19 protein-coding genes are annotated in these 22,799 nt (G+C 73.3%); 17 read left to right on the top strand and 2 right to left on the bottom strand.

Annotation, left to right across the window (positions count from 1 at the left end; all coding sequences use genetic code 11):
* Positions 1-19 precede the first annotated feature (19 nt).
* Both AMK24_RS28445 and AMK24_RS28440 read left to right on the top strand, forming a co-directional pair.
* Positions 20-415: a hypothetical protein gene (locus tag AMK24_RS28445; RefSeq protein ID WP_073771767.1), complete on the top strand. Its 396-nt coding sequence runs from the start codon at positions 20-22 to the stop codon at positions 413-415.
* Between the two features lie 84 nt (positions 416-499).
* Positions 500-1,669 carry a cysteine desulfurase family protein gene (locus AMK24_RS28440; protein WP_073771766.1) on the top strand — a complete coding sequence of 390 codons (1,170 nt, stop codon included), beginning with the start codon at positions 500-502 and terminating at the stop codon, positions 1,667-1,669.
* 27 nt (positions 1,670-1,696) lie between these two features.
* Here the strand turns inward: AMK24_RS28440 and AMK24_RS28435 are convergent, their stop codons facing one another.
* A complete protein-coding gene (locus tag AMK24_RS28435) occupies positions 1,697-2,437 on the bottom strand; it encodes an N-acetylmuramoyl-L-alanine amidase (RefSeq protein ID WP_073771765.1) in 741 nt (246 codons plus the stop codon).
* A 61-nt stretch (positions 2,438-2,498) separates the two neighbouring features.
* Here AMK24_RS28435 and mnmA point away from each other — a divergent pair, with 61 nt between their 5' ends.
* Positions 2,499-3,635, top strand: coding sequence for a tRNA 2-thiouridine(34) synthase MnmA (mnmA, locus tag AMK24_RS28430; protein WP_073771764.1), 1,137 nt, complete (start codon positions 2,499-2,501; stop codon positions 3,633-3,635).
* A gap of 147 nt (positions 3,636-3,782) precedes the next feature.
* On the opposite strand, the gene AMK24_RS28425 is transcribed toward mnmA, so the two are convergent.
* The gene (locus AMK24_RS28425; protein WP_073771763.1) at positions 3,783-4,118 is read right to left on the bottom strand and encodes a DUF427 domain-containing protein; all 336 of its coding nucleotides are present in this window, start codon (positions 4,116-4,118) and stop codon (positions 3,783-3,785) included.
* Positions 4,119-4,221: 103 nt separating this feature from the next.
* Between AMK24_RS28425 and AMK24_RS28420 the strand changes: the two genes are divergently transcribed.
* The 14 genes from AMK24_RS28420 (at position 4,222) to AMK24_RS34360 (ending at position 22,718) form a co-directional block, all read left to right on the top strand.
* Complete coding sequence (locus AMK24_RS28420) at positions 4,222-4,761, top strand: TIGR00730 family Rossman fold protein (protein ID WP_073771762.1); 540 nt, start codon at positions 4,222-4,224, stop codon at positions 4,759-4,761.
* A 60-nt stretch (positions 4,762-4,821) separates the two neighbouring features.
* Positions 4,822-5,511, top strand: a complete 690-nt coding sequence (locus AMK24_RS28415) for an SDR family oxidoreductase (protein WP_073771761.1) — start codon at positions 4,822-4,824, stop codon at positions 5,509-5,511.
* 80 nt (positions 5,512-5,591) lie between these two features.
* Complete coding sequence (locus AMK24_RS28410; protein WP_073771760.1) at positions 5,592-6,620, top strand: methionine synthase; 1,029 nt, start codon at positions 5,592-5,594, stop codon at positions 6,618-6,620.
* Positions 6,621-6,651: 31 nt separating this feature from the next.
* Positions 6,652-8,865 carry an NAD-dependent DNA ligase LigA gene (ligA, locus tag AMK24_RS28405; protein ID WP_073771759.1) on the top strand — a complete coding sequence of 738 codons (2,214 nt, stop codon included), beginning with the start codon at positions 6,652-6,654 and terminating at the stop codon, positions 8,863-8,865.
* A gap of 397 nt (positions 8,866-9,262) precedes the next feature.
* Positions 9,263-11,542 carry a putative bifunctional diguanylate cyclase/phosphodiesterase gene (locus AMK24_RS28400; protein WP_073771758.1) on the top strand — a complete coding sequence of 760 codons (2,280 nt, stop codon included), beginning with the start codon at positions 9,263-9,265 and terminating at the stop codon, positions 11,540-11,542.
* A 289-nt stretch (positions 11,543-11,831) separates the two neighbouring features.
* Positions 11,832-12,128, top strand: coding sequence for an Asp-tRNA(Asn)/Glu-tRNA(Gln) amidotransferase subunit GatC (gatC, locus tag AMK24_RS28395; RefSeq protein WP_003966094.1), 297 nt, complete (start codon positions 11,832-11,834; stop codon positions 12,126-12,128).
* 5 nt (positions 12,129-12,133) lie between these two features.
* A complete protein-coding gene (gene gatA / locus AMK24_RS28390; protein WP_073771757.1) occupies positions 12,134-13,627 on the top strand; it encodes an Asp-tRNA(Asn)/Glu-tRNA(Gln) amidotransferase subunit GatA in 1,494 nt (497 codons plus the stop codon).
* A 5-nt stretch (positions 13,628-13,632) separates the two neighbouring features.
* The gene (locus tag AMK24_RS28385; protein ID WP_073771756.1) at positions 13,633-13,866 is read left to right on the top strand and encodes a hypothetical protein; all 234 of its coding nucleotides are present in this window, start codon (positions 13,633-13,635) and stop codon (positions 13,864-13,866) included.
* A 16-nt stretch (positions 13,867-13,882) separates the two neighbouring features.
* Positions 13,883-15,391, top strand: coding sequence for an Asp-tRNA(Asn)/Glu-tRNA(Gln) amidotransferase subunit GatB (gatB, locus tag AMK24_RS28380; protein WP_073771755.1), 1,509 nt, complete (start codon positions 13,883-13,885; stop codon positions 15,389-15,391).
* Between the two features lie 235 nt (positions 15,392-15,626).
* Positions 15,627-16,886 carry an SLC13 family permease gene (locus AMK24_RS28370; RefSeq protein ID WP_073771753.1) on the top strand — a complete coding sequence of 420 codons (1,260 nt, stop codon included), beginning with the start codon at positions 15,627-15,629 and terminating at the stop codon, positions 16,884-16,886.
* A 146-nt stretch (positions 16,887-17,032) separates the two neighbouring features.
* Positions 17,033-19,135 (top strand): phosphocholine-specific phospholipase C, encoded by a 2,103-nt coding sequence (locus AMK24_RS28365; RefSeq protein WP_073771752.1) that lies wholly within the window; start codon positions 17,033-17,035, stop codon positions 19,133-19,135.
* Between the two features lie 207 nt (positions 19,136-19,342).
* A complete protein-coding gene (locus AMK24_RS28360) occupies positions 19,343-21,580 on the top strand; it encodes an MMPL family transporter (RefSeq protein WP_073771751.1) in 2,238 nt (745 codons plus the stop codon).
* Positions 21,558-22,139, top strand: a complete 582-nt coding sequence (locus tag AMK24_RS28355) for a GNAT family N-acetyltransferase (RefSeq protein WP_073771750.1) — start codon at positions 21,558-21,560, stop codon at positions 22,137-22,139. Before AMK24_RS28360 ends, AMK24_RS28355 begins: the two co-directional genes overlap by 23 nt.
* Before the next feature lie 402 nt (positions 22,140-22,541).
* Complete coding sequence (locus AMK24_RS34360) at positions 22,542-22,718, top strand: hypothetical protein (protein WP_199876522.1); 177 nt, start codon at positions 22,542-22,544, stop codon at positions 22,716-22,718.
* Positions 22,719-22,799 lie beyond the last annotated feature (81 nt).

Below are 22,799 nucleotides of genomic sequence, written 5' to 3'. Positions count from 1 at the left end.
ATCCGAAGGAGCTCGCACCATGGCCCTCACCGACTTCGCCCGCCGCGCGACCCCGGCCCCCGCCGCCCCCTCCGCAAACGCCCCCGCCGCCGCGGAGCGCCCCGCGGAGGAGACCGCGGCCCCCGCCCCGGGCGGGGGAACGGACGCCCGTACGGACGTTGCCGCCTCCCGGCCCGCGGGGCGCGAGGCGGACGGTCTCGCCGTCGCCTCCTTCGTCCTCGGCCTCGTCGGACTGCTGGTCTTCAACCTCGTGCTCGGCCCCACCGCGATCGTGATGGCGCTGCTGTCCCTGGCCCGCCGCACCCGCCGCCGGGGGCGCGCCCGCCTCGGTCTCGCGCTGGGGGTCGCCGACCTCGCCGTGCTCGCCGTCCTGGTCACCGCCGACGGCGCGGTCGCCTGGAACGTCGCCGGCTGACCCGCCCGTCGGGGCGTGCGCCCTGCCCCGGCCGTGACGCGCCCGACGTGCGCCCCGCCCCGGGCTCGTAGAATCGGCCCCACCATGGCATACCTCGACCACGCCGCGACCACGCCGATGCTTCCCGAAGCGATCGAGGCGATGACCGCCCAGCTCTCCGTCACCGGCAACGCCTCCTCGCTGCACGCCGCCGGACGCCGGGCCCGCCGTACCGTCGAGGAGTCCAGAGAAACCCTCGCCGACGCCCTCGGCGCCCGCCCCAGCGAGGTGGTGTTCACCTCCGGCGGCACGGAGGCCGACAACCTCGCCGTGAAGGGCCTCTACTGGTCCCGCCGCGACGCCGACCCCCGCCGCACCCGCGTCCTGACCGGTCCGGTCGAGCACCACGCGGTCCTGGACGCCGTCGACTGGCTCGCCGGGCACGAGGGCGCGACCGTCGAGCACCTCCCGGTGGACCGCTACGGCCGGGTGCACCCCGAAGACCTGCGCCGGGCGATCCTCCGCAACCCCGACGACGTCGCGATGATCACCGTGATGTGGGCCAACAACGAGATCGGCACCATCATGCCGGTACGCGAACTGGCCTCGGTGGCGGCGGAGTTCCAGATCCCCATGCACGCCGACGCGGTCCAGGCGTTCGGGCAGCTGGAGGTCGACTTCGCCCGTTCCGGCCTGGCCGCGATGACGGTCAGCGGCCACAAGATCGGCGGCCCGTTCGGGATCGGCGCGCTGCTGCTGGGCCGCGACCACGCCCCCGTACCCGTGCTGCACGGCGGCGGCCAGGAGCGCCACGTACGCTCCGGCACCCTGGACGCGCCCGCCATCGCCTCCTTCGCGGTCGCCGGACGGCTGGCCGCCGAACGGCGCGAGCGGTTCGCCCGGCGCGTGGGCTCCCTGCGCGACGACCTCGTGGCCGCCGTGCGCCGGGCCGTGCCGGACGCCGTGCTCGGCGGCGACCCGGACCCGGCCGGACGCCTGCCCGCCAACGCCCACTTCAGCTTCCCGGGGTGCGAGGGCGATTCCCTGCTGCTCCTGCTGGACGCCCGGGGCATCGCCTGTTCCACCGGCTCCGCCTGCACCGCCGGGATCGCCCAGCCCAGCCATGTGCTCCTCGCCACCGGCACCGACCCGGACCTCGCCCGCGGCACCCTGCGCTTCTCGCTCGGCCACACCTCGACCGAGGAGGACGTGAAGGCGCTCGCCGAGGCGATCGGCCCGGCGGTCGAACGGGCGAGGACGGCCGGACTCAGCTGACGGCCGGCCCCCGCCGAGGCGGACCCGCTACGGCTTCACGGCGGCCGACGCGGTGGGCGTCGGGCTCGGCGGCGCCGTCGCGGCCCGCCGCACCAGCTCCATGTACCGGTCCCAGTCCCAGTGCGGACCGGGATCGGTGTGGTCGGTGCCCGGCACCTCCACGTGCCCGATGATGTGCTCCCGGTCGACGGGTATCCCGTGCCGGGCGCAGATGGAGGCGGTGAGCCGCGCCGACGACGCGTACATCTCCTTGGTGAGGTCCTTCGGCCGGTCCACGAACCCCTCGTGCTCGATGCCGACCGCCCGCTCGTTGTAGGAGCGGTCGCCCGCCTGGTACGCCACGTCCAGTTCGCGGATCATCTGCACCACCCGCCCGTCCTGCCCCACGATGTAGTGCGTCGCGGCCTGGTGGGACGGGTCCTGGAACACCCGCACCGCGCTGGCGAAGCTGCCCTGGGTGACATGGATGATCACCCGGTCGATGGGGAAGTCGTCGGGCCGGTCCGCGCGCCGCCAGTTCGCATCCGACGCCGCCACCCACGTCGCCCCCGGGTAGTCCAGCTCGCCCGGCTTGCGGGGCTTTCCCACGCCGGGCACCCGCCACCACAGCCGCTTCACCTCGTCGCGCGCGAGCACGGCGGCGCCCACGGCGGTCACCGCGCCGCCGCCGATCAGCAGTGCGCGCCGGCTCACGCCGCCGCCGGGCTTCTTCCGCGACGACGAACCGGACGGCTGGGGGGACGCGCCGGTGCTCCCGTTGTTGCTCATGTGATCGTCAACGCATATCCGCGAGCGTTCGGTTCCCGGCGACCCGTACCCTGGAGGGGCTATGACTCAGACTTCCCAGCGCCCCCTGCGTGTCCTCGCCGCGATGTCGGGCGGCGTGGACTCCGCCGTCGCCGCCGCCCGCGCCGTCGAGGCGGGCCACGACGTGACCGGTGTCCACCTCGCCCTCTCCGCGAACCCCCAGTCCTTCCGGACCGGGGCGCGCGGATGCTGCACCATCGAGGACTCCCGGGACGCCCGCCGCGCGGCCGACGTCATCGGCATCCCGTTCTACGTCTGGGACCTGGCGGAACGCTTCCGCGAGGACGTCGTCGAGGACTTCGTCGCGGAGTACGAGGCCGGGCGCACGCCCAACCCCTGCCTGCGCTGCAACGAGAAGATCAAGTTCGCCGCGCTGCTCGACAAGGCCCTCGCCCTCGGCTTCGACGCCGTGTGCACCGGCCACTACGCCACCGTCGTCCTCACCGAGGATGGCGGCCGCGAGCTGCACCGCGCCTCCGACATGGCCAAGGACCAGAGCTACGTCCTCGGCGTCCTGGACGAGAAGCAGCTCGCCCACGCGATGTTCCCGCTCGGCGACACCCTCACCACCAAGGACGAGATCCGCGCCGAGGCCGAGCGCCGGGGCCTCGCCGTCGCCAAGAAGCCCGACAGTCACGACATCTGCTTCATCGCGGACGGCGACACCCAGGGCTTCCTGGCGAACCGCCTGGGCGGCCCGGCCGAGGGCGACATCGTCGACGAGTCCGGTACGAAGCTGGGCACCCACGAGGGCGCCTTCGGGTTCACCATCGGCCAGCGCAAGGGCCTCAAGATCGGCCACCCGGCCCCCGACGGCAAGCCGCGCTACGTCCTCGACATCTCCCCCGTGAACAACACCGTCACCGTCGGCCCCGTCGAGGCCCTGGACGTGACCGCGCTGACCGCCATCAAGCCCCGCTGGTGCGGAACGCCTCCCTCCGGCCCGGGCACGTACACCGCCCAGCTCCGCGCCCACGGCGGCGAGACCGAGGTCACCGCCGAGCTGATGGACGGCTCCCAGCTCCACGTCGCCTTCGCCGAGCCGGTCCGGGGCGTGGCCCCCGGCCAGGCGGTCGTCCTGTACGACGGCACGCGCGTGGTCGGCTCGGCCACCATCGCCACCACCGTCCGCCGCGAGCGGATGGCGACGGGCGGCTGACGTCCCGGCCCGGAGGGGCGCCCCACGCCCGCGCACGGCTCACGGCGCCCGCCCGCACGCGTCCACGCCCCCGGCGGAGGACTCCGCCGCCCCGGAGCGGGCGCCGGCGGCCCGCGGCCCTTCGGCCGCGGAACAGCCGGGCGCGGGTCAGTCGGCCACCGTCTCCGTGGCGTAGAAGCAGAAGTGGTCCTTGATCGCGGCGACTGCGGGCTTCGGGTCCGGGTAGGCCCAGACGAGGTCGGCGGCTCCCGGCCGCGACCAGTAGGAGGCGTCCCCCTTGAACGGGCAGTGGGTGGAGGTGTCGGACGGGGAGAGCAGGTCGGTGCGGACGTCCTCGGGCGGCAGGTAGTAGCGGACCGGACAGCCGGTCTCGCGGAGCACGAGCGGTCGGCGGCTCTCGGCCAGCACCTGTCCGTCGTGCACCGCCCGGACGTGCTCGGAGCCCTGCTCGACGGTGATGCGGTGTCCTCGGGTGGAAGTCATACCCGGTGCAGCGGCGCACGGGCCCGTGTTCTTCCCCGTACGCCGGATTTCCCCCTCGACGGGTGGGCGCGGACGCGTCCGGGGCGGGTCGTACGGTGGCTCCATGAACATCTGCGTCTTCCTCTCCGCCGCCGACCTCGACGACCGCTACACCGTGCCCGCCCGCGAATTCGCCGAGCTGCTCGGGCGGGGCGGCCACACCCTGGTCTGGGGCGGGTCGGAGAGCGGGCTGATGAAGGTCGTCGCGGACGGCGTGCAGGCGGCCGGCGGGCGGCTCGTGGGCGTATCGGTCGACTTCCTCGCCGCGAAGGCCCGGGCCGACGCCGACGAGATGGTGATCGCCCGCGACCTCGCCGAGCGCAAGGCGCTGCTCCTGGAGAAGGCCGACGCGATCGTGATCATGGTCGGCGGGACCGGCACGCTCGACGAGGCCACCGAGATCCTGGAGCTGAAGAAGCACGGCAAGCACACCAAGCCCGTCGTCCTGCTGAACACGGCCGGTTTCTACGACGGGCTGCGCCAGCAGTTCCAGCGCATGGAGGACGAGGGCTTCCTCCCCGTACCCCTGACCGACCTGGTCTTCTTCGCCAAGGACGGCGTCGGCGCGCTGGCCTACCTGGAGGAGTCCGCCGGTCTGCAGTAGGGGCCCGACCGCCCTCCGGGCGGACGGCGCTCCTTCCGAAACACGCCCTAGGATCGCCCCATGCCTACCCACCTCATCACCGGCGCCGGTTCCGGCATCGGCGCCGCCGTCGCTCGCCGCCTCCTGGAGCGCGGCGACGACCTCGTCCTGCTCTCCCGTGACGCCGGCCGCGCCAAGGGGTTCGCCGACCGCTACCCGGGCGCGCGCACCCTCGTCGGCGACCTCGGCAACCCCGACCGGCTGTCCTGGGCGTTCGGCCAGCAGACCGTGCCCGAGCGGATCGACACCCTGCTGCACATCGCGGGCGTCGTCGAACTGGGCGAGGTCGGGGAGCTGACCCCCAAGGCATGGCACTTCCAGCTCGCCGCCAACCTGGTCGCCCCCGCCGAGATCACCCGCCTCCTGCTCCCGCAGCTCCGCGTCGCCCGGGGCCACGTCCTGTTCGTGAACTCCGGGGCGGGGCTCAACGCCCACGCCGGGTGGAGCGCGTACGCCGCGAGCAAGCACGGGCTCAAGGCGCTCGCCGACTCGCTGCGCCACGAGGAGCACGGCAACGGCGTCCGTGTCACCAGCGTCTATCCGGGTCGCACGGCCAGCCCCATGCAGGCCAAGGTGCACCAGCAGGAGGGCAAGGAGTACGACGCGGAGCGCTGGATCGACCCAGAGTCGGTGGCCACCACCATCCTGATGGCGCTCGACCTGCCGCGCGACGCCGAGGTCAACGACCTGACCGTCCGGCCCGGCCGCTGAACCCGGGGCCCGGCCGCCGGCGGACGGCCGCCCGCGCCCCGCGTACACGGGCGGCGGCCCCAGGCCCGTAGGCTTCCCGCGTGAGCGAGAAGAGCGAGTTCAGCGGGTGTCCGGCGACCGGCATCGGTTCGATGCCCGGGGGAGACGCGAGGGAGGCGGCGAAGACCGTCACCGGGTCCTTCGCCGACGGCCAGGGCATGCCGCACCTGCCGGAGCTGCCCGCGCGCGGGCCCGGCGCCGACATGATCGGCCGGACCATCGGCATGCTCGTCGAGATGTACGGGCACGTCGAGCCGAGCGGCTGGCGGATCGGCGACCGGCCCGGCCGCGACACCCGGCGGGCCCGGGCCTGGCTGGGAGAGGACCTGGACGCCCTGGAGGAGTTCACCCAGGGGTACGAGGGGCTGCTCAAGGTCCAGGCGGTCGGGCCCTGGACGCTCGCCGCCGGCCTCGAACTGCGCGGCGGCGAAGCCATGCTGGCCGACCCCGGGGCCTGCCGGGACCTCGCCGGCTCCCTGGCCGAGGGGCTCCGCGCCCACCTCGCGGAGGTCCGCCGCCGGGTGCCGGGCGCCGAGGTCGTCCTCCAGCTCGACGAACCCTCCCTGACCGCCGTCCTGCGGGGCCGGGTCCGCTCCGCCAGTGGTTACCGCACCTACCGGGCCGTCGACCGCCAGGTCGTCGAGGGGACGCTGCGCGACGTCCTCGCGGCGGCGGGGGAGGGCGGCACGACGCTCGTCCATTCCTGCGCCCCCGAGGTGCCGTTCGCGCTGCTGCGCCGGGCCGGGGCGGCCGGGATCTCGTTCGACTTCTCCCTCCTCACGGAGCGTGAGGAGGAGGCGATCGGGGAAGCCGTCGAGGGCGGTACGCACCTCTTCCTGGGCGTGGTGCCCTCCACCGACGCGGCAGCGACGGCATTGTCGGACCCGGGCGGTAGCGTCATGGGGGTCAGGACGCTGTGGAGCAGACTGGGGCTGAATCCGGGGACTCTCGCCGAGTCCGTCGCGATCACCCCGGCGTGCGGTCTCGCGGGCGCGTCGCCCGCGTACGCCCGCACCGCGCTCGCCTACAGCGCCAGAGCGGCGAGGTCGCTCGCGGACAACCCTGAGTGACGGGGACGACGGGAAACGGGAGGACGGGACGATGGCGGGCGAACAGCGGGTGGAGCAGGACAGCTCGGTGCCGGCGGCCGTGCGGGAGGAGCACGCGCTGCTGGCCGAGCAGATCGAGGAGCACCGCTTCCGCTACTACGTGAAGGACCAGCCGGTCGTCAGCGACGGCGAGTTCGACCGGCTGCTGCGCTCGCTGGAGGCCCTGGAGGAGGAACACCCGGCGCTGCGCACCCCGGACTCCCCCACCCAGAAGGTCGCCGGTCCCTACCGCACGGAGTTCACCTCCGTGCAGCACCGGGAGCGGATGCTCTCCCTGGACAACGCCTTCGACGACGAGGAGCTGGCCGCCTGGGCGGACCGGGTCGCCAAGGACGTCGGCACCCCCGACCACCACTTCCTGTGCGAGCTGAAGATCGACGGGCTCGCGGTCAACCTCACCTACGAGAACGGCCGCCTCACCCGGGCGGCGACCCGCGGCGACGGCCGTACCGGCGAGGACATCACCCCCAACGTCCGCACGATCGCCGAGATCCCGCACCGCCTCACGGGCGAGGACGTCCCCGCGCTCGTCGAGATCCGCGGCGAGGTCTTCTTCCCCATGGAGGACTTCGAGGCGCTGAACGCCCGGCTGGTCGCCGCCGACGACAAGCCCTTCGCCAACCCGCGCAACGCGGCGGCCGGTTCGCTGCGCCAGAAGGACCCCAAGGTCACCGCGGGCCGCCCGCTGCACATGGTGGTGCACGGCATCGGCGCCCACGAGGGCCTGAGCATCGACCGGCTCTCCCAGGCGTACGAGCTGCTGCACGGCTGGGGCCTGCCCACCGCCCGGCACAACAAGGTCGTCGACTCCCTGGCGGGGGTGCGGGAGTTCATCACCTACTACGGCGAGCACCGGCACTCCGTGGAGCACGAGATCGACGGTGTCGTCGTCAAGCTCGACGAGATCCCGCTCCAGGGGCGGCTGGGCTCCACCTCGCGCGCCCCGCGCTGGGCCATCGCCTGGAAGTACGCCCCCGAAGAGGTCAACACCAAGCTGGTCGACATCCGCGTCGGCGTCGGCCGCACCGGCCGCGTCACCCCCTACGCCCAGGTCGAACCGGTCGAAGTGGCCGGTTCCGAGGTGGAGTTCGCCACCCTGCACAACCAGAACGTGGTCAAGGCCAAGGGCGTCCTCATCGGCGACACCGTCGTCATCCGCAAGGCGGGCGACGTCATCCCGGAGATCCTCGGCCCTGTCGTCGATCTGCGCGACGGCACCGAAAAGGCATTCGAGATGCCGACGCACTGCCCCGAGTGCGGGACGGAGCTGCGCCCCATGAAGGAGGGCGACATCGACCTCCGCTGCCCCAACGCCCGCACCTGTCCGGCCCAGTTGCGCGAGCGGGTCTTCTACCTCGCCGGGCGCAAGAGCCTCGACATCGACCACTTCGGCTATGTGGCCGCCGCCGCCCTGACCCGGCCGCTGGAGCCCGCCGAGCCGGTCCTCCGGGACGAGAGCGACCTGTTCTCCCTCACCATCGAGCAGTTGCTGCCGATCCGGGCGTATGTCCTGGACCAGGACAGCGGTCTGCCCAAGCGCGACCCGAAGACCGGCGAGGAGAAGGTCGCCACGGTCTTCGCCAACCAGCAGGGCGAGCCGAAGAAGAACGCCGTGGCCCTGCTGGAGGGCATCGCCGCGGCCAAGGAGGCTCCGCTCGCCCGGATCCTCACCGGGCTCTCCATCCGCCACGTGGGACCCGTCGCCGCCCAGGAGCTGGCCCGCCAGTTCCGTTCCATCGACCGGATCGACGAGGCGAGCGAGCAGGAGCTGGCCGACGCCGACGGCGTCGGGCCGATCATCGCCGCCTCCGTCAAGCAGTGGTTCGCCGAGGACTGGCACCGCGAGATCCTGCGCAAGTGGCGCGAGGCGGGGGTACGGATGGCCGACGAGGGCTCCGACGAGGACGAGGGCCCCCGCCCGCTCGAAGGGCTCACCGTCGTCGTCACCGGCACCCTGGCGGGCCACACCCGCGACGGCGCCAAGGCGGCGCTCCAGGCCCTCGGCGCGAAGGTCACCGGCTCGGTGTCGAAGAAGACCGCCTTCGTGGTCGTCGGCGACAACCCCGGCTCCAAGTACGACAAGGCGATGCAGCTGAAGGTCCCCGTGCTCGACGAGGACGGCTTCGCGGTCCTGCTCGAAGAGGGGCCCGAGCGCGCCCGGGAGGCCGCCCTGCCCGTGCCGGAGGCCGCGCCCGAGGCGACGTAGCACCGCCGCTCCGGGGCAGGCAGGGCGCTGCCCCGGAGGACCGGCGGGCGCCGTCGGCCCCCGGAGGCCGCCCGCTGTTCGCCGGATCGCAACGCCTTCGAGACGCTCCTCCGGCGTGGCGCGGCCCCCCTGGGGAAAGAATGGGGACAGAGGGGCGAAGAAGGGCCGCCTGTTCCCCGAATGGCCCTGCCGCACCACCCGTTCGGGTCAATAGCAGATGGTGACGGGTGGTCGGTTCGCATTCGGGCAAGAGCTGTAGAGCGCTGCCCCTGGAAGCCTTTCGCGGCCTACTGTTGAGACGTACGCCCGCCGTGCACGGCCCTTCGATCGGGCCGTGGCGCCATGGAAGCGGGCGCCACCGAGGGACATCGGCACCGCCGGCTGTGAGAGGGACGGAATGAAACCGACCGAGAGCGCCGCCCCGGTGTCGCGGCTGCAAGGTTTCGCCGGCCTCACGCCCCCCGTGGGCGCAGTCGTCGTGGCGATCGCCGCGCTCCTGCTGGCGGTCGGGTCGTACCGGACGGTCCAGCAGGGCCACGCCCTCTTCCCGGACGGGGCGGTCGGCTGGTCCTTCGCCGTGCTCACCGGGATCGTCGTCGGCCATCTGGTCGCCCTCGGCCGCGACCGGTGGTGGGGCGGCACCGGCTCCGGCGCCGCCCTCACCCTCGCCGTGCTCCTGCTGTACGGCTGGCTCCCGGCCGTCCTGGTCTCCCTCGCCGTGGTGGTGCTCGTCGGGACCGCCCGACGCCACCGCTGGCGGCAGGGGCTGCTGCACGGCGGGGTCGACATGCTCGGCATCGCCGCGGCCGCCCTCGTGCTGGCCGCCTTCGGCGAGGTCCCCACCGTCGAGCAGCCCTGGCAGCCACTCGACTGGGGCATCACCGCCGTCCCGGAACTGCTCCTGACGGCCTCCACGTACCTGCTCGTCACCCGGGTCCTGCTGTGGTACGCCCAGGTCCCGCACAACGGCGGGCTGCCCACCATCGCCCGGACCGCGATGCTGCGTCAGGGGCTCGTCGCCGTGGCCCTCCTCGGGCTCGCTCCGTTGATCTGCGTCGTCGCGGTGTCCATGCCCGTCCTGCTGCCGCTGTTCGCGGTGCCGCTCATCGCCCTGGACTCCACGCTCTGGATCGCCCGCGCCCGCGCCGAGGAACAGCTGCGCGACCCGCTGACCGGGCTGCCCAACCGGCAGTGGCTGCTGGAGCGGACCTGGTCGGCGCTGGAGGACGCGGAGGCCATCGGCGCCCGCTCCGCCCTGGTCCTCATCGACCTCGACCGGTTCCGCGCGGTCAACGACACCCTCGGGCACCTGGCCGGCGACCGGCTGCTGCTCCAGATAGCGGAGCGCCTGCGGCTCGCCCTGCCGCGCGGCGCGGAGGCGGCCCGGCTCGGCGGCGACGAGTTCGCCGTGCTGCTGCCGCACACCGACTCCACCACCAGCGCCCAGCAGGTCGCCCGCCACCTGGTCGCCGAACTGTCCTCGCCCCTCGACCTCGACGGGCTGACCCTCGTCCTGGAGGCCAGCGCCGGGGTCGCGGTCCACCCGGACCACGCCCTGGACGCCGAGGGCCTGCTGCGCCGGGCGGACGTCGCGATGTACCAGGCCAAGCGGGACCGCACGGGCGTGGAGGTCTACGAGTCCAAACGGGACAGCAACACCCCCGACCGGCTCGGGCTCCTCGGCGACCTGCGCCGGGCGCTGGACGCGGGCGAGGTCGAGCTGCACTACCAGCCCAAGGTCCGCTTCGACGGGCAGGTGGCCGGGCTGGAGGCGCTGGTGCGCTGGGTGCACCCGGAGCGCGGCCGGGTCCCCCCGGACGAGTTCATCGCCATCGCGGAGTCCTCCGGGCTGATGCCGCACCTCACGGAGTACGTCCTGGAGACGGCGCTGGCCCAGGTCGCCCGCTGGCGGGCGCAGGGCCTGTTCGTGCCGGTGGCGGTCAACGTCTCCCCGCGCGACGTGCACACCCCGGGCTTCGCGGGGAGCGTCGCCGCCCGGCTCGCCCGCCACGGCGTGCCCGCGGGAGCGCTCCAACTGGAGATCACCGAGCATGTGCTGCTGGAGGACCCGCAGCGCGCCGCCGACACCCTGGCCGGCCTCACCGCGCACGGCGTGAAGATGTCCCTCGACGACTTCGGCACCGGTTACTCCTCCCTGGTCCACCTGCGCCGGCTCCCGGTCAGCGAGCTGAAGATCGACCGCTCCTTCGTGGCCCGCCTCGCGGTCGACCACGAGGACGCCGAGATCGTCCGCTGCACCATCGACCTGGCCCACTCGCTCGGCCTGGTCGTCGTCGCGGAGGGCGTCGAGGACGACACGACGTGGGAGCGGCTGCGGGATCTGCGGTGCGACGCGGTGCAGGGCTGGCTGGTGGCCGCCGCGATGCCGCCGCAGGAGACGACGGCCTGGCTGCGGGCGCGCGGCGAGCACGGCTGGCGCCGGCCCGCGGAGCTGAAGGCCGAGGCGGCGGCCGCCGCCACCGCCTCGGCGACGGGCCCGCTGAACGCGTCGCTCAACGGCGCGGTGAACGGCGTGGTCAACGGGGCGGCGAACGGGGTGGCGAACCGGGCGGTCAACGGCGCGGTGAACGGCGTGGTCAACGGCGTGGCGAACCGGTCGGTGAACGGCTCGGCGAACCGGGCGGCGAACGGCCCGGCGGAGACCGAGGCCCCCTGAGGACCCCGGGGGCGCGGCCCGCGGAGGAGTAGCCCGATCGGGGTGGGGCACCCGTCCCTGACGGACCCCATAGGATTGGGGGTCGGTGGCACATTTCCACCTGCCGCGCGACGCCTGGCACGCACGCTCGCCGCGTTGCCGAAACGCCCACGTGGCTCCGCCACGAGGGCGCTCCGGCGCCTTGCGATCGCACGCACCATCCGCCGCGCGGCCCGTCCTTCGGACGGACGGTGGAAATGTGCCGCCCACCCCCAGCCACAACCGCACACCAACCCCTGAGGATCGCTGCATGCCTGGCATCACGCGCGAGGAGGTCGCCCACCTCGCCCGGCTGGCGCGTCTGGAGCTGAAGGGCGAAGAGCTCGATCACTTCGCCGGTCAGCTCGACGACATCATCGGCGCGGTCGCCCGCGTCTCCGAGGTCGCCGACCAAGACGTACCGCCGACCTCCCACCCGCTGCCGCTGACCAACGTCATGCGCGCGGACGAGGTCCGTCCGTCGCTCACCCCCGCGCAGGCACTCTCCGGCGCCCCGGCCCAGGAACAGCAGCGTTTCAAGGTGCCGCAGATCCTGGGGGAGGACTGATCACCATGACGGACATCATCAAGCTCACCGCGGCCGAGATCGCCGCGAGGATCGCCTCCGGCGAACTGACCGCCGTCGAGGTCACCGAGGCCCACCTGGCCCGGATCGACGCCGTCGACGAGAAGGTCCACGCCTTCCTGCACGTCGACCGCGAGGGCGCGCTCGCCCAGGCCCGCGCCGTGGACGCCAAGCGGGAGGCGGGCGAGAAGCTCGGCCCGCTGGCCGGCGTCCCGCTCGCGCTCAAGGACATCTTCACCACCAAGGACATGCCGACCACCGTCGGCTCCAAGATCCTCGAAGGCTGGGTCCCGCCGTACGACGCGACGCTCACGCAGCGGCTGCGCGCCGCCGACGTCGTCATCCTCGGCAAGACCAACATGGACGAGTTCGCCATGGGGTCCTCCACCGAGAACAGCGCCTACGGCCCCACCGGCAACCCCTGGGACCTCACCCGCATCCCCGGCGGCTCCGGCGGTGGCTCCTCCGCCGCCCTCGCCTCCTACGAGGCCCCGCTCGCCATCGGGACGGACACCGGCGGCTCGATCCGCCAGCCCGCCGCCGTCACCGGCACCGTCGGCGTCAAGCCCACCTACGGCGGCGTCTCCCGCTACGGCATGGTCGCCTTCTCCTCCTCCCTCGACCAGGGCGGGCCCTGCGCCCGTACGGTCCTGGACGCGGCGCTGCTCCACGAGGCCATCGCCGGGCACGACCCGATGGACTCCACCTCCATCGACGCCCCGGTCCCGCCGGTCGTCGAGGCCGCCCGCAACGGCTCCGTCCAGGGCATGCGCGTCGGCGTCGTCAAGCAGTTCCGCGGCGAGGGCTACCAGGCGGGCGTCCTCCAGCGGTTCGACGAGTCCGTCGAGCTGCTGAAGTCGCTGGGCGCCACGATCGTCGAGCTGGACTGCCCGTCCTTCGACCTGGCGCTCTCCGCGTACTACCTGATCGCCCCGTCCGAGTGCTCCTCCAACCTGGCCCGCTTCGACGCCATGCGCTACGGGCTGCGGGTCGGCGACGACGGCACCCGCTCGGCCGAGGACGTCACCGCGCTCACCCGCGAGGCCGGCTTCGGCGACGAGGTCAAGCGCCGCGTCATCCTGGGCACGTACGCGCTCAGCTCCGGCTACTACGACGCGTACTACGGCTCGGCCCAGAAGGTCCGCACCCTCATCACCCAGGACTTCGAGAAGGCGTTCGAGCAGGTCGACGTGATCGTCTCCCCGACGACCCCGACCACCGCCTTCCCGATCGGCGAGCGCGCCGACGACCCGATGGCGATGTACCTCGCGGACCTGTGCACCATCCCCACCAACCTGGCCGGCAACTCCGCCATGTCGCTGCCCTGCGGCCTGGCCCCCGAGGACGGCCTGCCGGTCGGCCTGCAGATCATCGCCCCCGCCATGAAGGACGACCGGCTCTACAAGGTCGGAGCGGCCGTCGAGGCCGCCTTCGTGGAAAAGTGGGGGCACCCGCTGCTTGAGGAGGCTCCGTCGCTGTGAGTGCCATGGCAAAGAAGGCCAGTAACTTCAAGAAGTCCAGGACCGGGCTGTACGTCTCGCTCGGCAGTACCGCGTTCGGCGCGATCAGCGTCGCCAAGCAGGCGAAGCTCGCCCGCAACGACAACGACGTGCTGCGGCTCGTCGACGCGGCGGTCTCGGCCGCCGCCATCGTCACCGGACTCGCGATCCTCTATCGCGAACTGAAGCGTCTCGGCGACGACGACGTTCTGCTGGGCTGAGAGGGAAAGTTTCACCGTGACTGTCACCGACCTGGTGTCGTACGAGGACGCGCTGGCGTCCTACGACCCCGTCATGGGCCTCGAAGTCCATGTCGAGCTCGGCACCAAGACCAAGATGTTCTGCGGCTGCTCCACGGAGCTGAAGCAGGACGCCAACTCCCAGACCTGCCCGGTCTGCCTCGGACTGCCCGGCGCCCTGCCGGTCGTCAACGAGATCGGCGTGGAGTCGGCCATCAAGATCGGTCTCGCACTCCACTGCGAGATCGCCGAATGGTGCCGTTTCGCCCGGAAGAACTACTTCTATCCGGACATGCCGAAGAACTTCCAGACCTCGCAGTACGACGAGCCGATCGCCTTCAACGGCTACCTGGACGTCCAGCTGGAGGACGGCGAGATCTTCCGCGTGGAGATCGAGCGCGCCCACATGGAGGAGGACACCGGCAAGTCGACCCACGTCGGCGGCGCCACCGGCCGCATCCACGGCGCGTCCCACTCCCTGCTCGACTACAACCGGGCCGGCATCCCGCTCATCGAGATCGTCACCAAGCCGATCGAGGGGGCCGGGGCCCGCGCCCCCGAGGTCGCCAAGGCGTACGTCGCCGAGCTGCGCGAGCTGATCAAGGCCCTCGGGGTCTCCGAGGCCCGCATGGAGATGGGCCAGATGCGCTGCGACGTCAACCTGTCGCTGCGCCCCAACGGCACCACCGCCTTCGGCACGCGCTCCGAGACGAAGAACGTGAACTCGCTGCGCTCCGTCGAGCGGGCCGCGCGCTTCGAGATCCAGCGCCACGCCGCCGTGCTGTCCTCGGGCGGCACGATCGTGCAGGAGACCCGGCACTTCCACGAGGAGGACGGCTCCACCACGGCCGGCCGCATCAAGGACAACGCCGAGGACTACCGCTACTTCCCCGAGCCGGACCTGGTCCCCGTCGCCCCCGCGCGCGACTGGGTCGAGGAGCTGCGCAAGGGCCTCCCCGAGCTGCCCCGGCTGCGCCGGGCGCGGCTCAAGGAGGAGTGGGGAGTCTCCGACCACGACATGCAGTCCATCCTCAACGCGGGCGCGGTCGACCTGATCGTCGCCACGATCGAGGCGGGCGCCCCCGCGGACCAGGCCCGCAAGTGGTGGATGGGCGAGCTGGCCCGCAACGCCAACGAGACCGGCCGCGGTCTGGACGAGCTGCCGATCACCCCGGCGCAGGTCGCCCGGGTGGCCGCGCTCGTCGCCGCGGGCGACCTCAACGACAAGCTGGCCCGCCAGGTCATCGAGGGCGTCCTCGCGGGCGAGGGCGACCCGGACACCGTCGTCGAGAAGCGCGGCCTGAAGGTCGTCTCGGACGAGGGCGCGCTGTCCACGGCCGTGGACGAGGCCATCGCGGGCAACGCGGCCATCGCGGACAAGATCCGCGGCGGCAAGGTCGCGGCGGCGGGCGCGCTCGTCGGCGCGGTCATGAAGGCCACCCGGGGCCAGGCGGACGCGGCGCGCGTGCGCGAGCTGATCCTGGAGAAGCTCGGCGTCGAGGGCTGACCGCCCGACCGTCCCCGAAGGGGCGGTGCGCCCGCACGTACTCCCCGTACGTGCGGGCGCACCGCCCCTTCAGCCGTCCCGCCCGTCCCGCACCGTCCCTCCCGTCCTGCCCGTCCCGCGCCTCCCGCGCCTCCCGCGCCGTCCCGCGCCGGGCAGGCCCCGGCGCCCATCGCCATCGCCATCGCCGTCGCCGTCGCCGTCGCCGTCGCCATCGCGCAGAGCCTGAGAGCACCCGCTGAACACCCTCACCGCCGAACTCGTCTCCTTCGCCCTGCTCCTGGGCGTCCTGGCCTTCGCGGTCCTGCGCCCCCGCGGCCTGCCGGAGGCGACCGCCGCCGTGCCCGCCGCGGTCCTCGTGGTGGCCGTGGGGGCGGTGTCCTGGTCCGAGGCGCGGGAGCAGGCCGGCGAGCTGCTGCCCGTCGTCGGGTTCCTCGCCGCGATCCTCGTGCTGGCCCGGCTCTGCGCGGACGAGGGGCTGTTCCGGGCCGCCGGTGAGCTGGTCGCCCGCGCCTGCCGGGGGCGGACCCGGCCCCTCCTCGGCGGCGTCTTCGCCGTCGCCTCGCTCATCACCGCCGTCCTCAGCCTGGACGCCACCGTCGTCCTGCTCACCCCGGTCGTCCTCGCCACCGCCGCCCGGGTCGGCGCGCGCCCCCGCCCCTACGTCTACGCCTGCGCCCACCTCGCCAACTCCGCCTCCCTCCTGCTCCCCGTCTCCAACCTCACCAACCTGCTGGCGTTCACCGCGAGCGGCCTCTCCTTCACCCGGTTCGCCGCGCTGATGGCGCTGCCGTGGCTCGCCGCCGTCGCCGTCGAGTACGCGGTGTTCCGCCGGGCCTTCCAGGACGACCTGGCCGCCGGGGCGCACGCGCCGGACCCCGAGGCGGAGCGCACGCCCGTGCCGGTCTTCACGCTCGTCGTGCTGGCACTGACGCTGGCCGGGTTCGTCGCCACCTCGTTCGCGGGGGCCGAGCCCCTGTGGGCGGCGCTGGCCGGAGCCCTGGTTCTCGGCGTCCGGGCGCTCGCCAAGCGGGAGACCACGCCCCTGGCCGTCGTCCGCTCGGCCAACCCGCTGTTCTGCCTCTTCGTCCTCGCGCTCGGCGTGGTCGTCAAGGCCGTCGTGGACAACGGGCTCGGCGACGGCATCGCCGCCCTGCTGCCCGGCGGCGACACCCTGCCCGCCCTGCTCGGCGTCGCCGCGGTCGCCGCGCTGCTCGCCAACCTGATCAACAACCTGCCCGCGATCCTCGCCCTGCTGCCGATCGTCGCCGCTGCCGGGCCCGGGCCCCTGCTCGCCGCTCTCATCGGGGTCAACATCGGACCGAACCTGACCTACGTCGGATCGCTGGCCACCCTCCTGTGGCGGCGCATCCTGCACGCGCACGGCGACGCCCCCGAGCTGGGCCGCTTCACCCGGCTCGGGCTGGCGACCGTACCGGCGACGCTCCTGGCCGCCACCCTCGCGCTCTGGGCGTCGCTGCACCTCATCGGGGTGTGAACCGGGGCGCGTCCCGAGGGGCGGGAGGGCGGTTGGACTTCTCGTCCGACCTCTTGGACGTTCACCACCGGGCCGTACGCAGTCCTTCCCGAAGCCACCTGGCGTGACTAGCTTCCCGGCTGTAACCACCGGACCAGGAGGCTCCTTTGACCACGGACATGTCACGGCGACGGCTCTTCGCGCTGGGCGGCGGCGCACTCGGCGCCGCTGCGGCCGGATCGTTCCTGCCGCCCTCGCTCCAGGCCGCCATCGCCGCGCAGCCCGCGCACGCGGGGTCCGGCGGGCTCGGGTCGATCAAGCACGTGGTGATCCTCATGCAGGAGAACCGTTCCTTCGACCACTACTTCGGCACCCTGCGCGGCGTACGCGGCTTCGGCGACCGCAACGCCGTGGAGCTGCCCACCGGCGGGACGGTGTTCGAGCAGCCCGGCGCGGCGGGCGCCGCCGTGCTGCCCTTCCCGGTGCGCGAGGCGGCCGAGAAGCAGAAGAAGGACCTCCAGTACATCGGCGCCCTCGACCACTCCTGGAACGGCGGGGCGAAAGCCTGGGGCGGCGGCTGGATGAACGGCTGGATCAGCGCCAAGACGGCCGCGACGATGGCGTACTACGACCGCCGCGACATCCCGCTCCACTACGAGCTGGCCGACACCTTCACCGTCTGCGACGCCTACCACTCCTCGGTCCACACCTCCACCAGCCCCAACCGCAACCACCTGTGGAGCGGCAAGACCGGCTTCGAGCCGAACGGGAAGCGGGCCGTCGGCAACGACGCGTACAACGAGGGCTCCCACCCCGGCTACGACTGGTCCACCTACGCCGAGCGGCTGGAGGACGCCGGGCGCAGCTGGCGGACGTACACCGAGTGGGAGAACTTCACCGACAACCAGATCGAGTTCTTCGCCACCTTCAAGGCCATCGCCCGCAAGGCGCTGGCCAGGACCGGCGGCCACACCTACATGGAGTCCTTCTACGCGAAGGTCCGCGACGCGTCCGAGGCCGAGCGCACCCGGCTCCTCGGGCTGCTGGACGAGGGGGTCGCCACGCTCACCCGGCGCGAGCGCAGCCTGTTCGAGCGGGGGCTGCGCCGGGTTCCGACCGGCACGCTGGCCGACGAGTTCGCCAGGGACGTGGCGGCCGGGACGCTCCCGGAGGTCTCCTACCTGGTGCCCTCGGCGATCGACTCCGAGCATCCGAGCGTCTCCTCGCCCGTGCACAGCGCCACGATCGTCTACAAGATCCTCGACGCGCTCGGCAACCACCCCGACGTGTGGCGGCACACCGCCGTGCTGATCAACTACGACGAGAACGACGGCTTCTTCGACCACGTCCCGCCGCCCGTCGCGCCCCCCGAGGTGGTCGACGAGCAGTGGGAGGGCCGCCCGACCGGGCTGGGCATCCGGGTGCCGATGCTGGTCGTCTCGCCGTGGACCGTGGGCGGCTACGTCTGCTCCGAGGTCTTCGACCACACCTCCGTCATCCGCTTCCTGGAGCGTTGGACGGGGGTGGAGGAGCCCAACATCGGCGAGTGGCGCCGCCGCGTCACCGGCGACCTCACCTCCGCCTTCGACTTCACCCGGGCCCGTCGGCAGCCCGCCGTCGAGCAGCCGGCCGCGATCCCGCCGCTGAGCGGGCGCTGGCAGCCCAAGCCGCCCGCCGTGCAGCACCTGCCCGAGCAGGAGCCCGGCGTACGTCCGGCGCGCCCGCTGCCCTACCAGCCGGACGCGCAGGCGCGCAGGACGCACGGCGGACTGCGCGTGGAGCTGGCCAACACCGGCCGGTCCTCGGCGCACTTCGCCCTGTACCCCTACACGGGCGAGTTCCCCTCCCCGCAGCACCGGGACGTCCGGGGCCGCGCGCACTGGACCGTGCCGGTGAGCGGGGACGCGTACCGCTTCACGGTCACCGGGCCGAACGGCTTCCGGCGCGAATTCGCCGGACCGGCCGAGGGGGGAGCGGAGGTCGCCAGCCGCATCGACCCCCGCGACCGCGACCTCCACCTCACCCTGCGCAACACCGGCCGCCGGACCCTGACCTTCCTGGTGCGCCCGCTCGGCTACGTGGACGAGGACGACGTACGGGACTGGACCCGCCGCGTCACGGTCAAGCCCGGCCGCAGCCGGTCGCTGGTGCACTCGGCGGCCGACGCCCACGGCTGGTACGACCTCGAGGTCACGGCCGAGGGAGAGGACGGCTTCCGGCGGCGGCTCATGGGCCACATCGAGAACGGCCGCGCCAGCGTCTCCGGCTGACCCCTCCGCCCCGGCCCGGTCCGCCGGCCGGTCGCAGGGCCCGGTCCGTCCCGTATAAGGGGCAGATCAGGCCCTGTGACCATGGCCACGAAACGGACAAAGGATCACCTAATGCTGTCAGAGTGGCGTTCTCAGGTCATGAGACGTTTACGGGCAGATCGCATCATCTGCGGGTAAAGGTCCACGAACCCGCAGGGAGCTCGTCCGTTGGCTGCCATCGCCCGCTGGTGCATCAGGCACCGACTCGTCGCCGTCCTCATCTGGCTCGCCGCCCTCGGCGGCGCCGCAGCCGCGGCGGGGTTCGCGGGTTCCGCGTACTCCAACGACTACGAGGTCCCCGGCACCGAGTCCGGCCGGGCCGCCGAACTCCTCACGCGCGGCTTCACCGACCTCGGCGGCGACACCGACACCGTGGTCTGGCACACCACCGGCTCCACCGTCCGGGCCGCCGACGTCGAACAGACCATGACCCGGACGCTCCACGCGATCGAGGAGCTGCCCGGAGTCGGCGCGGTGACCGGCCCCTACGGAGCCTCCGGTCCCGGGCAGATCAGCGAGGACGGCCACACCGCCTACGCCGCGGTCACCTTCGACCGCCCCGCCGACGAGATCCCCGCCGCCCAGGCCCAGGCCCTCGTCGACACCGCGCAGGCCGCCGAGGGCGACGGGCTCCGGGTCGAACTGGGCGGCACCGCCGTCGCCCTCACCGAAGCGCCCTTCGTCCACCTCACCGAGGGCATCGGCGTCGTCGTCGCCGCCGTCGTCCTCTTCCTGGCCTTCGGCTCGCTCGCCGCCAGCCTGCTGCCCATCGCCACCGCACTGGTCTCCGTCGGCACCGCCTACGCGGGCATCGTGCTGCTCGGCCACCTGATGACCGTGGCCGACTTCGCCCCGATGCTCGGCATGCTCATCGGGCTCGGCGTGGGCATCGACTACGCCCTGTTCATCGTCACCCGGCACCGCAGAGGGCTCCGGCGCGGCATGTCCGTGCCCGAAGCGGCCCAGAACGCCGTCGCGACCACCGGCCGCGCCGTCGTCTTCGCCGGAGCCACCGTCTGCATCGCCCTGCTCGGCATGCTCGTCCTGCGGCTCGGCTTCCTCAACGGCGTCGCCATCGCCGCCTCGCTCACCGTCGTCCTCACCGTGCTGGCCTCGGTCACCCTGCTGCCCGCGCTGCTCTCCCTCATCGGGATGCGGGCGCTCAGCCGCCGCGAGCGCCGGCAGCTCGCCGAACACGGGCCCCGGCCCGAGACGCCCACCGGCTTCGCCGCCCGCTGGTCCGCCTTCGTCGAGCACCACCCCAAACTGCTCGGGGGCATCGCGGCCGTCGTCATGGCCGTCCTCGCCCTGCCCGCCCTCGGCCTCCACCTCGGCACCTCCGACCAGGGCAACAACCCGGCCACCGCCACCACCCGGCAGGCGTACGACCTCCTCGCGGACGGTTTCGGTCCCGGCGTCAACGGGCCCCTCACCATCGCCGCCCGGCTCGACGGGGCGGACGACCGGCTCGCGCTGGACTCGCTGCCCGAGAAGCTGCGGACCACCGAGGGCGTCGCCTCCGTCAGCCCGGTCACCTACAACGGCCCCGGCGACACCGCCTTCCTCACCGTCGTCCCCGACTCCTCCCCGCAGTCGCAGGACACCAGCGAGCTGGTCGACCGCATCCGGGGCGACGTCCTGCCGCCGGCGAAGGCCGACACCTCGCTGGAGGCCCACGTCGGCGGGGTCACGGCGAGCTACGACGACTTCGCCGAGATCATCGTCGGCAAGCTGCCCCTCTTCGTCGGGGTCGTCATCGGACTCGGCTGCCTGCTGCTGCTCCTGGCCTTCCGCTCCATCGGCATCCCCCTCAAGGCCGCCGTGATGAACGTGGCCGCCGTCGCCTCCTCCTTCGGCGTCGTCGTCGCCGTCTTCCAGTGGGGCTGGGGCAGCGAACTGCTCGGCCTCGGCAGCGCCGGACCCATCGAGCCCTTCCTCCCCGTGATCATGGTCTCGGTCCTCTTCGGCCTCTCCATGGACTACCAGGTCTTCCTGGTGGGCCGGATGTACGAGGAGTGGCTGGAGACCGGCGACAACCGGAGGTCCGTCCGGGTCGGCCTCGCCGAGACCGGCCGGGTCATCAACTCCGCCGCCGTGATCATGATCTCCGTCTTCCTGGCCTTCGTGCTCAGCGGCGACCGGGTCATCGCCATGTTCGGCATCGCGCTGGCCACCGCCGTCGCCCTGGACGCCTTCGTCCTGCGCACCCTGCTGGTGCCCGCCCTCATGCACATGCTCGGCGGGGCGAACTGGTGGCTGCCCGGCTGGCTGGAGAAGCGGCTGCCGCGGATCAGCATCGAACCGCCCGACCGCGTGCCGTTCCGTGCGAAGATCCCCGGGGCGCGCGCCGAGGAAGGCGCCGCACGGCCGAAGGAGGAGCACGGTGTTCGCCATATCCCTGGGTGAGGACGGGGCGGAGCTGCGCCCGCTGGAGGTCTGGCAGGACGAGGAGTTCCTGGCCCACATGGACCGGGCCCGCGAGCTGGTCGACCCCTGGATCCCCTTCGCCTCCTTCGCCACCGACCGGGAGTCGGCCCGCGCCCTGCTCCAGCGGTACGCGGAGAAGCAGGCGGCCGACACCGGGCGGCTGTACGGCATCTGGCTGGAGGGCGTCCTCGTCGGCGGCGTCCTCTTCCGGATCTTCGACACGGCCTCCGGCGTCTGCGAGATCGGCGTGTGGCTGGAGCCCTCGGCCCAGGGCCGGGGCCTGATCACCCGCGCCGCCGAGCGCCTGATCGACTGGGCTGTGTACGAGCGCGGCATGCACCGCGTCGAGTGGGACGCCTCCGCCGCGAACACGAAGTCGATCGCGGTGGCGAAGCGGCTCGGCATGACCCGCGACGGGGTGATCCGGCAGAACTACCTCTACCGCGGCGTCCGCCACGACACCGAGGTCTGGTCCGTCCTCGCCCCGGAGTGGAAGGCGCGGCGCGACGCTCCCACGGAGGCGCCGCCCGCCGGCTGACCCCTCCCCGGGCCTCCTCCCACCCCCTGCGCCCCGGGCCTCCCACCCTCTGCGCTCCGGGCCTCCCACCCCCTGGGCCCCGGCCTCCCGGGCCCGGGGCCCCCAGCCCGAGGTCCCCGGCCCGAGGTCCCCGGCCCGAGGTCCCCGGCCCCTCCCCGGTCCCCGGCGATTCCTACGGCACGGAACCCGGGATTCCCCGGACGGCCGCGCCCCGGCCCCGGCAGCGTCCTGAACGACGGGACGCGCCCTAAGGCCCCCGCCCCCGCGAAGATGCGGCACTCGCCCGATGCGGCGCCCCCTCCCGGCGGACGACAGTGGACACCCGGTGGACACAGCGCCCCGGCCGACCGGCCGGACCGCCCACCGGCCCGCTGTCGCCCTCGACCACCAAGGGAGAACCCCGTGTACGAGTACGAGATCTACCGCACCGCCTCCGCCGAACTGATCCGCCGGGCCGACGCCGAGCGCGAGCTCGGCCGGGCCCGCACCGCCCGCCGGGCCGCCCGCCGCACCGGACGCCACGACCCGGAGGGGCGGGTGAGGGAGGACGACCGCGTCCGCTTCGCCCCCGCCGCCTGACGGTGGCCGGTCCCGGGGCGGCCCCCGCAACCGGCCCCGCAGGCGCCCCCTTCCCGGCGGGCGCGGCGGGGCCGGGGCCGT

This window comes from Streptomyces sp. CB02366 (assembly GCF_001905905.1).
In the GTDB taxonomy this organism is placed as follows: Bacteria; Actinomycetota; Actinomycetes; order Streptomycetales; family Streptomycetaceae; genus Streptomyces.
This window is presented reverse-complemented; position numbering and strand designations above follow the sequence as displayed.

Coding starts and splice junctions, on each gene's coding strand:
- AMK24_RS28420 (WP_073771762.1), top strand. CDS start 4,222: ATGAACATCTGCGTCTTCCTCTCCGCCGCCGACCTCGACGACCGCTAC.
- gatC (WP_003966094.1), top strand. CDS start 11,832: ATGCCTGGCATCACGCGCGAGGAGGTCGCCCACCTCGCCCGGCTGGCG.
- mnmA (WP_073771764.1), top strand. CDS start 2,499: ATGACTCAGACTTCCCAGCGCCCCCTGCGTGTCCTCGCCGCGATGTCG.
- gatA (WP_073771757.1), top strand. CDS start 12,134: ATGACGGACATCATCAAGCTCACCGCGGCCGAGATCGCCGCGAGGATC.
- AMK24_RS28425 (WP_073771763.1), bottom strand. CDS start 4,118: ATGACTTCCACCCGAGGACACCGCATCACCGTCGAGCAGGGCTCCGAG.
- AMK24_RS28435 (WP_073771765.1), bottom strand. CDS start 2,437: ATGAGCAACAACGGGAGCACCGGCGCGTCCCCCCAGCCGTCCGGTTCG.
- AMK24_RS28445 (WP_073771767.1), top strand. CDS start 20: ATGGCCCTCACCGACTTCGCCCGCCGCGCGACCCCGGCCCCCGCCGCC.
- AMK24_RS28400 (WP_073771758.1), top strand. CDS start 9,263: ATGAAACCGACCGAGAGCGCCGCCCCGGTGTCGCGGCTGCAAGGTTTC.
- AMK24_RS28440 (WP_073771766.1), top strand. CDS start 500: ATGGCATACCTCGACCACGCCGCGACCACGCCGATGCTTCCCGAAGCG.
- ligA (WP_073771759.1), top strand. CDS start 6,652: ATGGCGGGCGAACAGCGGGTGGAGCAGGACAGCTCGGTGCCGGCGGCC.
- AMK24_RS28415 (WP_073771761.1), top strand. CDS start 4,822: ATGCCTACCCACCTCATCACCGGCGCCGGTTCCGGCATCGGCGCCGCC.
- AMK24_RS28385 (WP_073771756.1), top strand. CDS start 13,633: ATGGCAAAGAAGGCCAGTAACTTCAAGAAGTCCAGGACCGGGCTGTAC.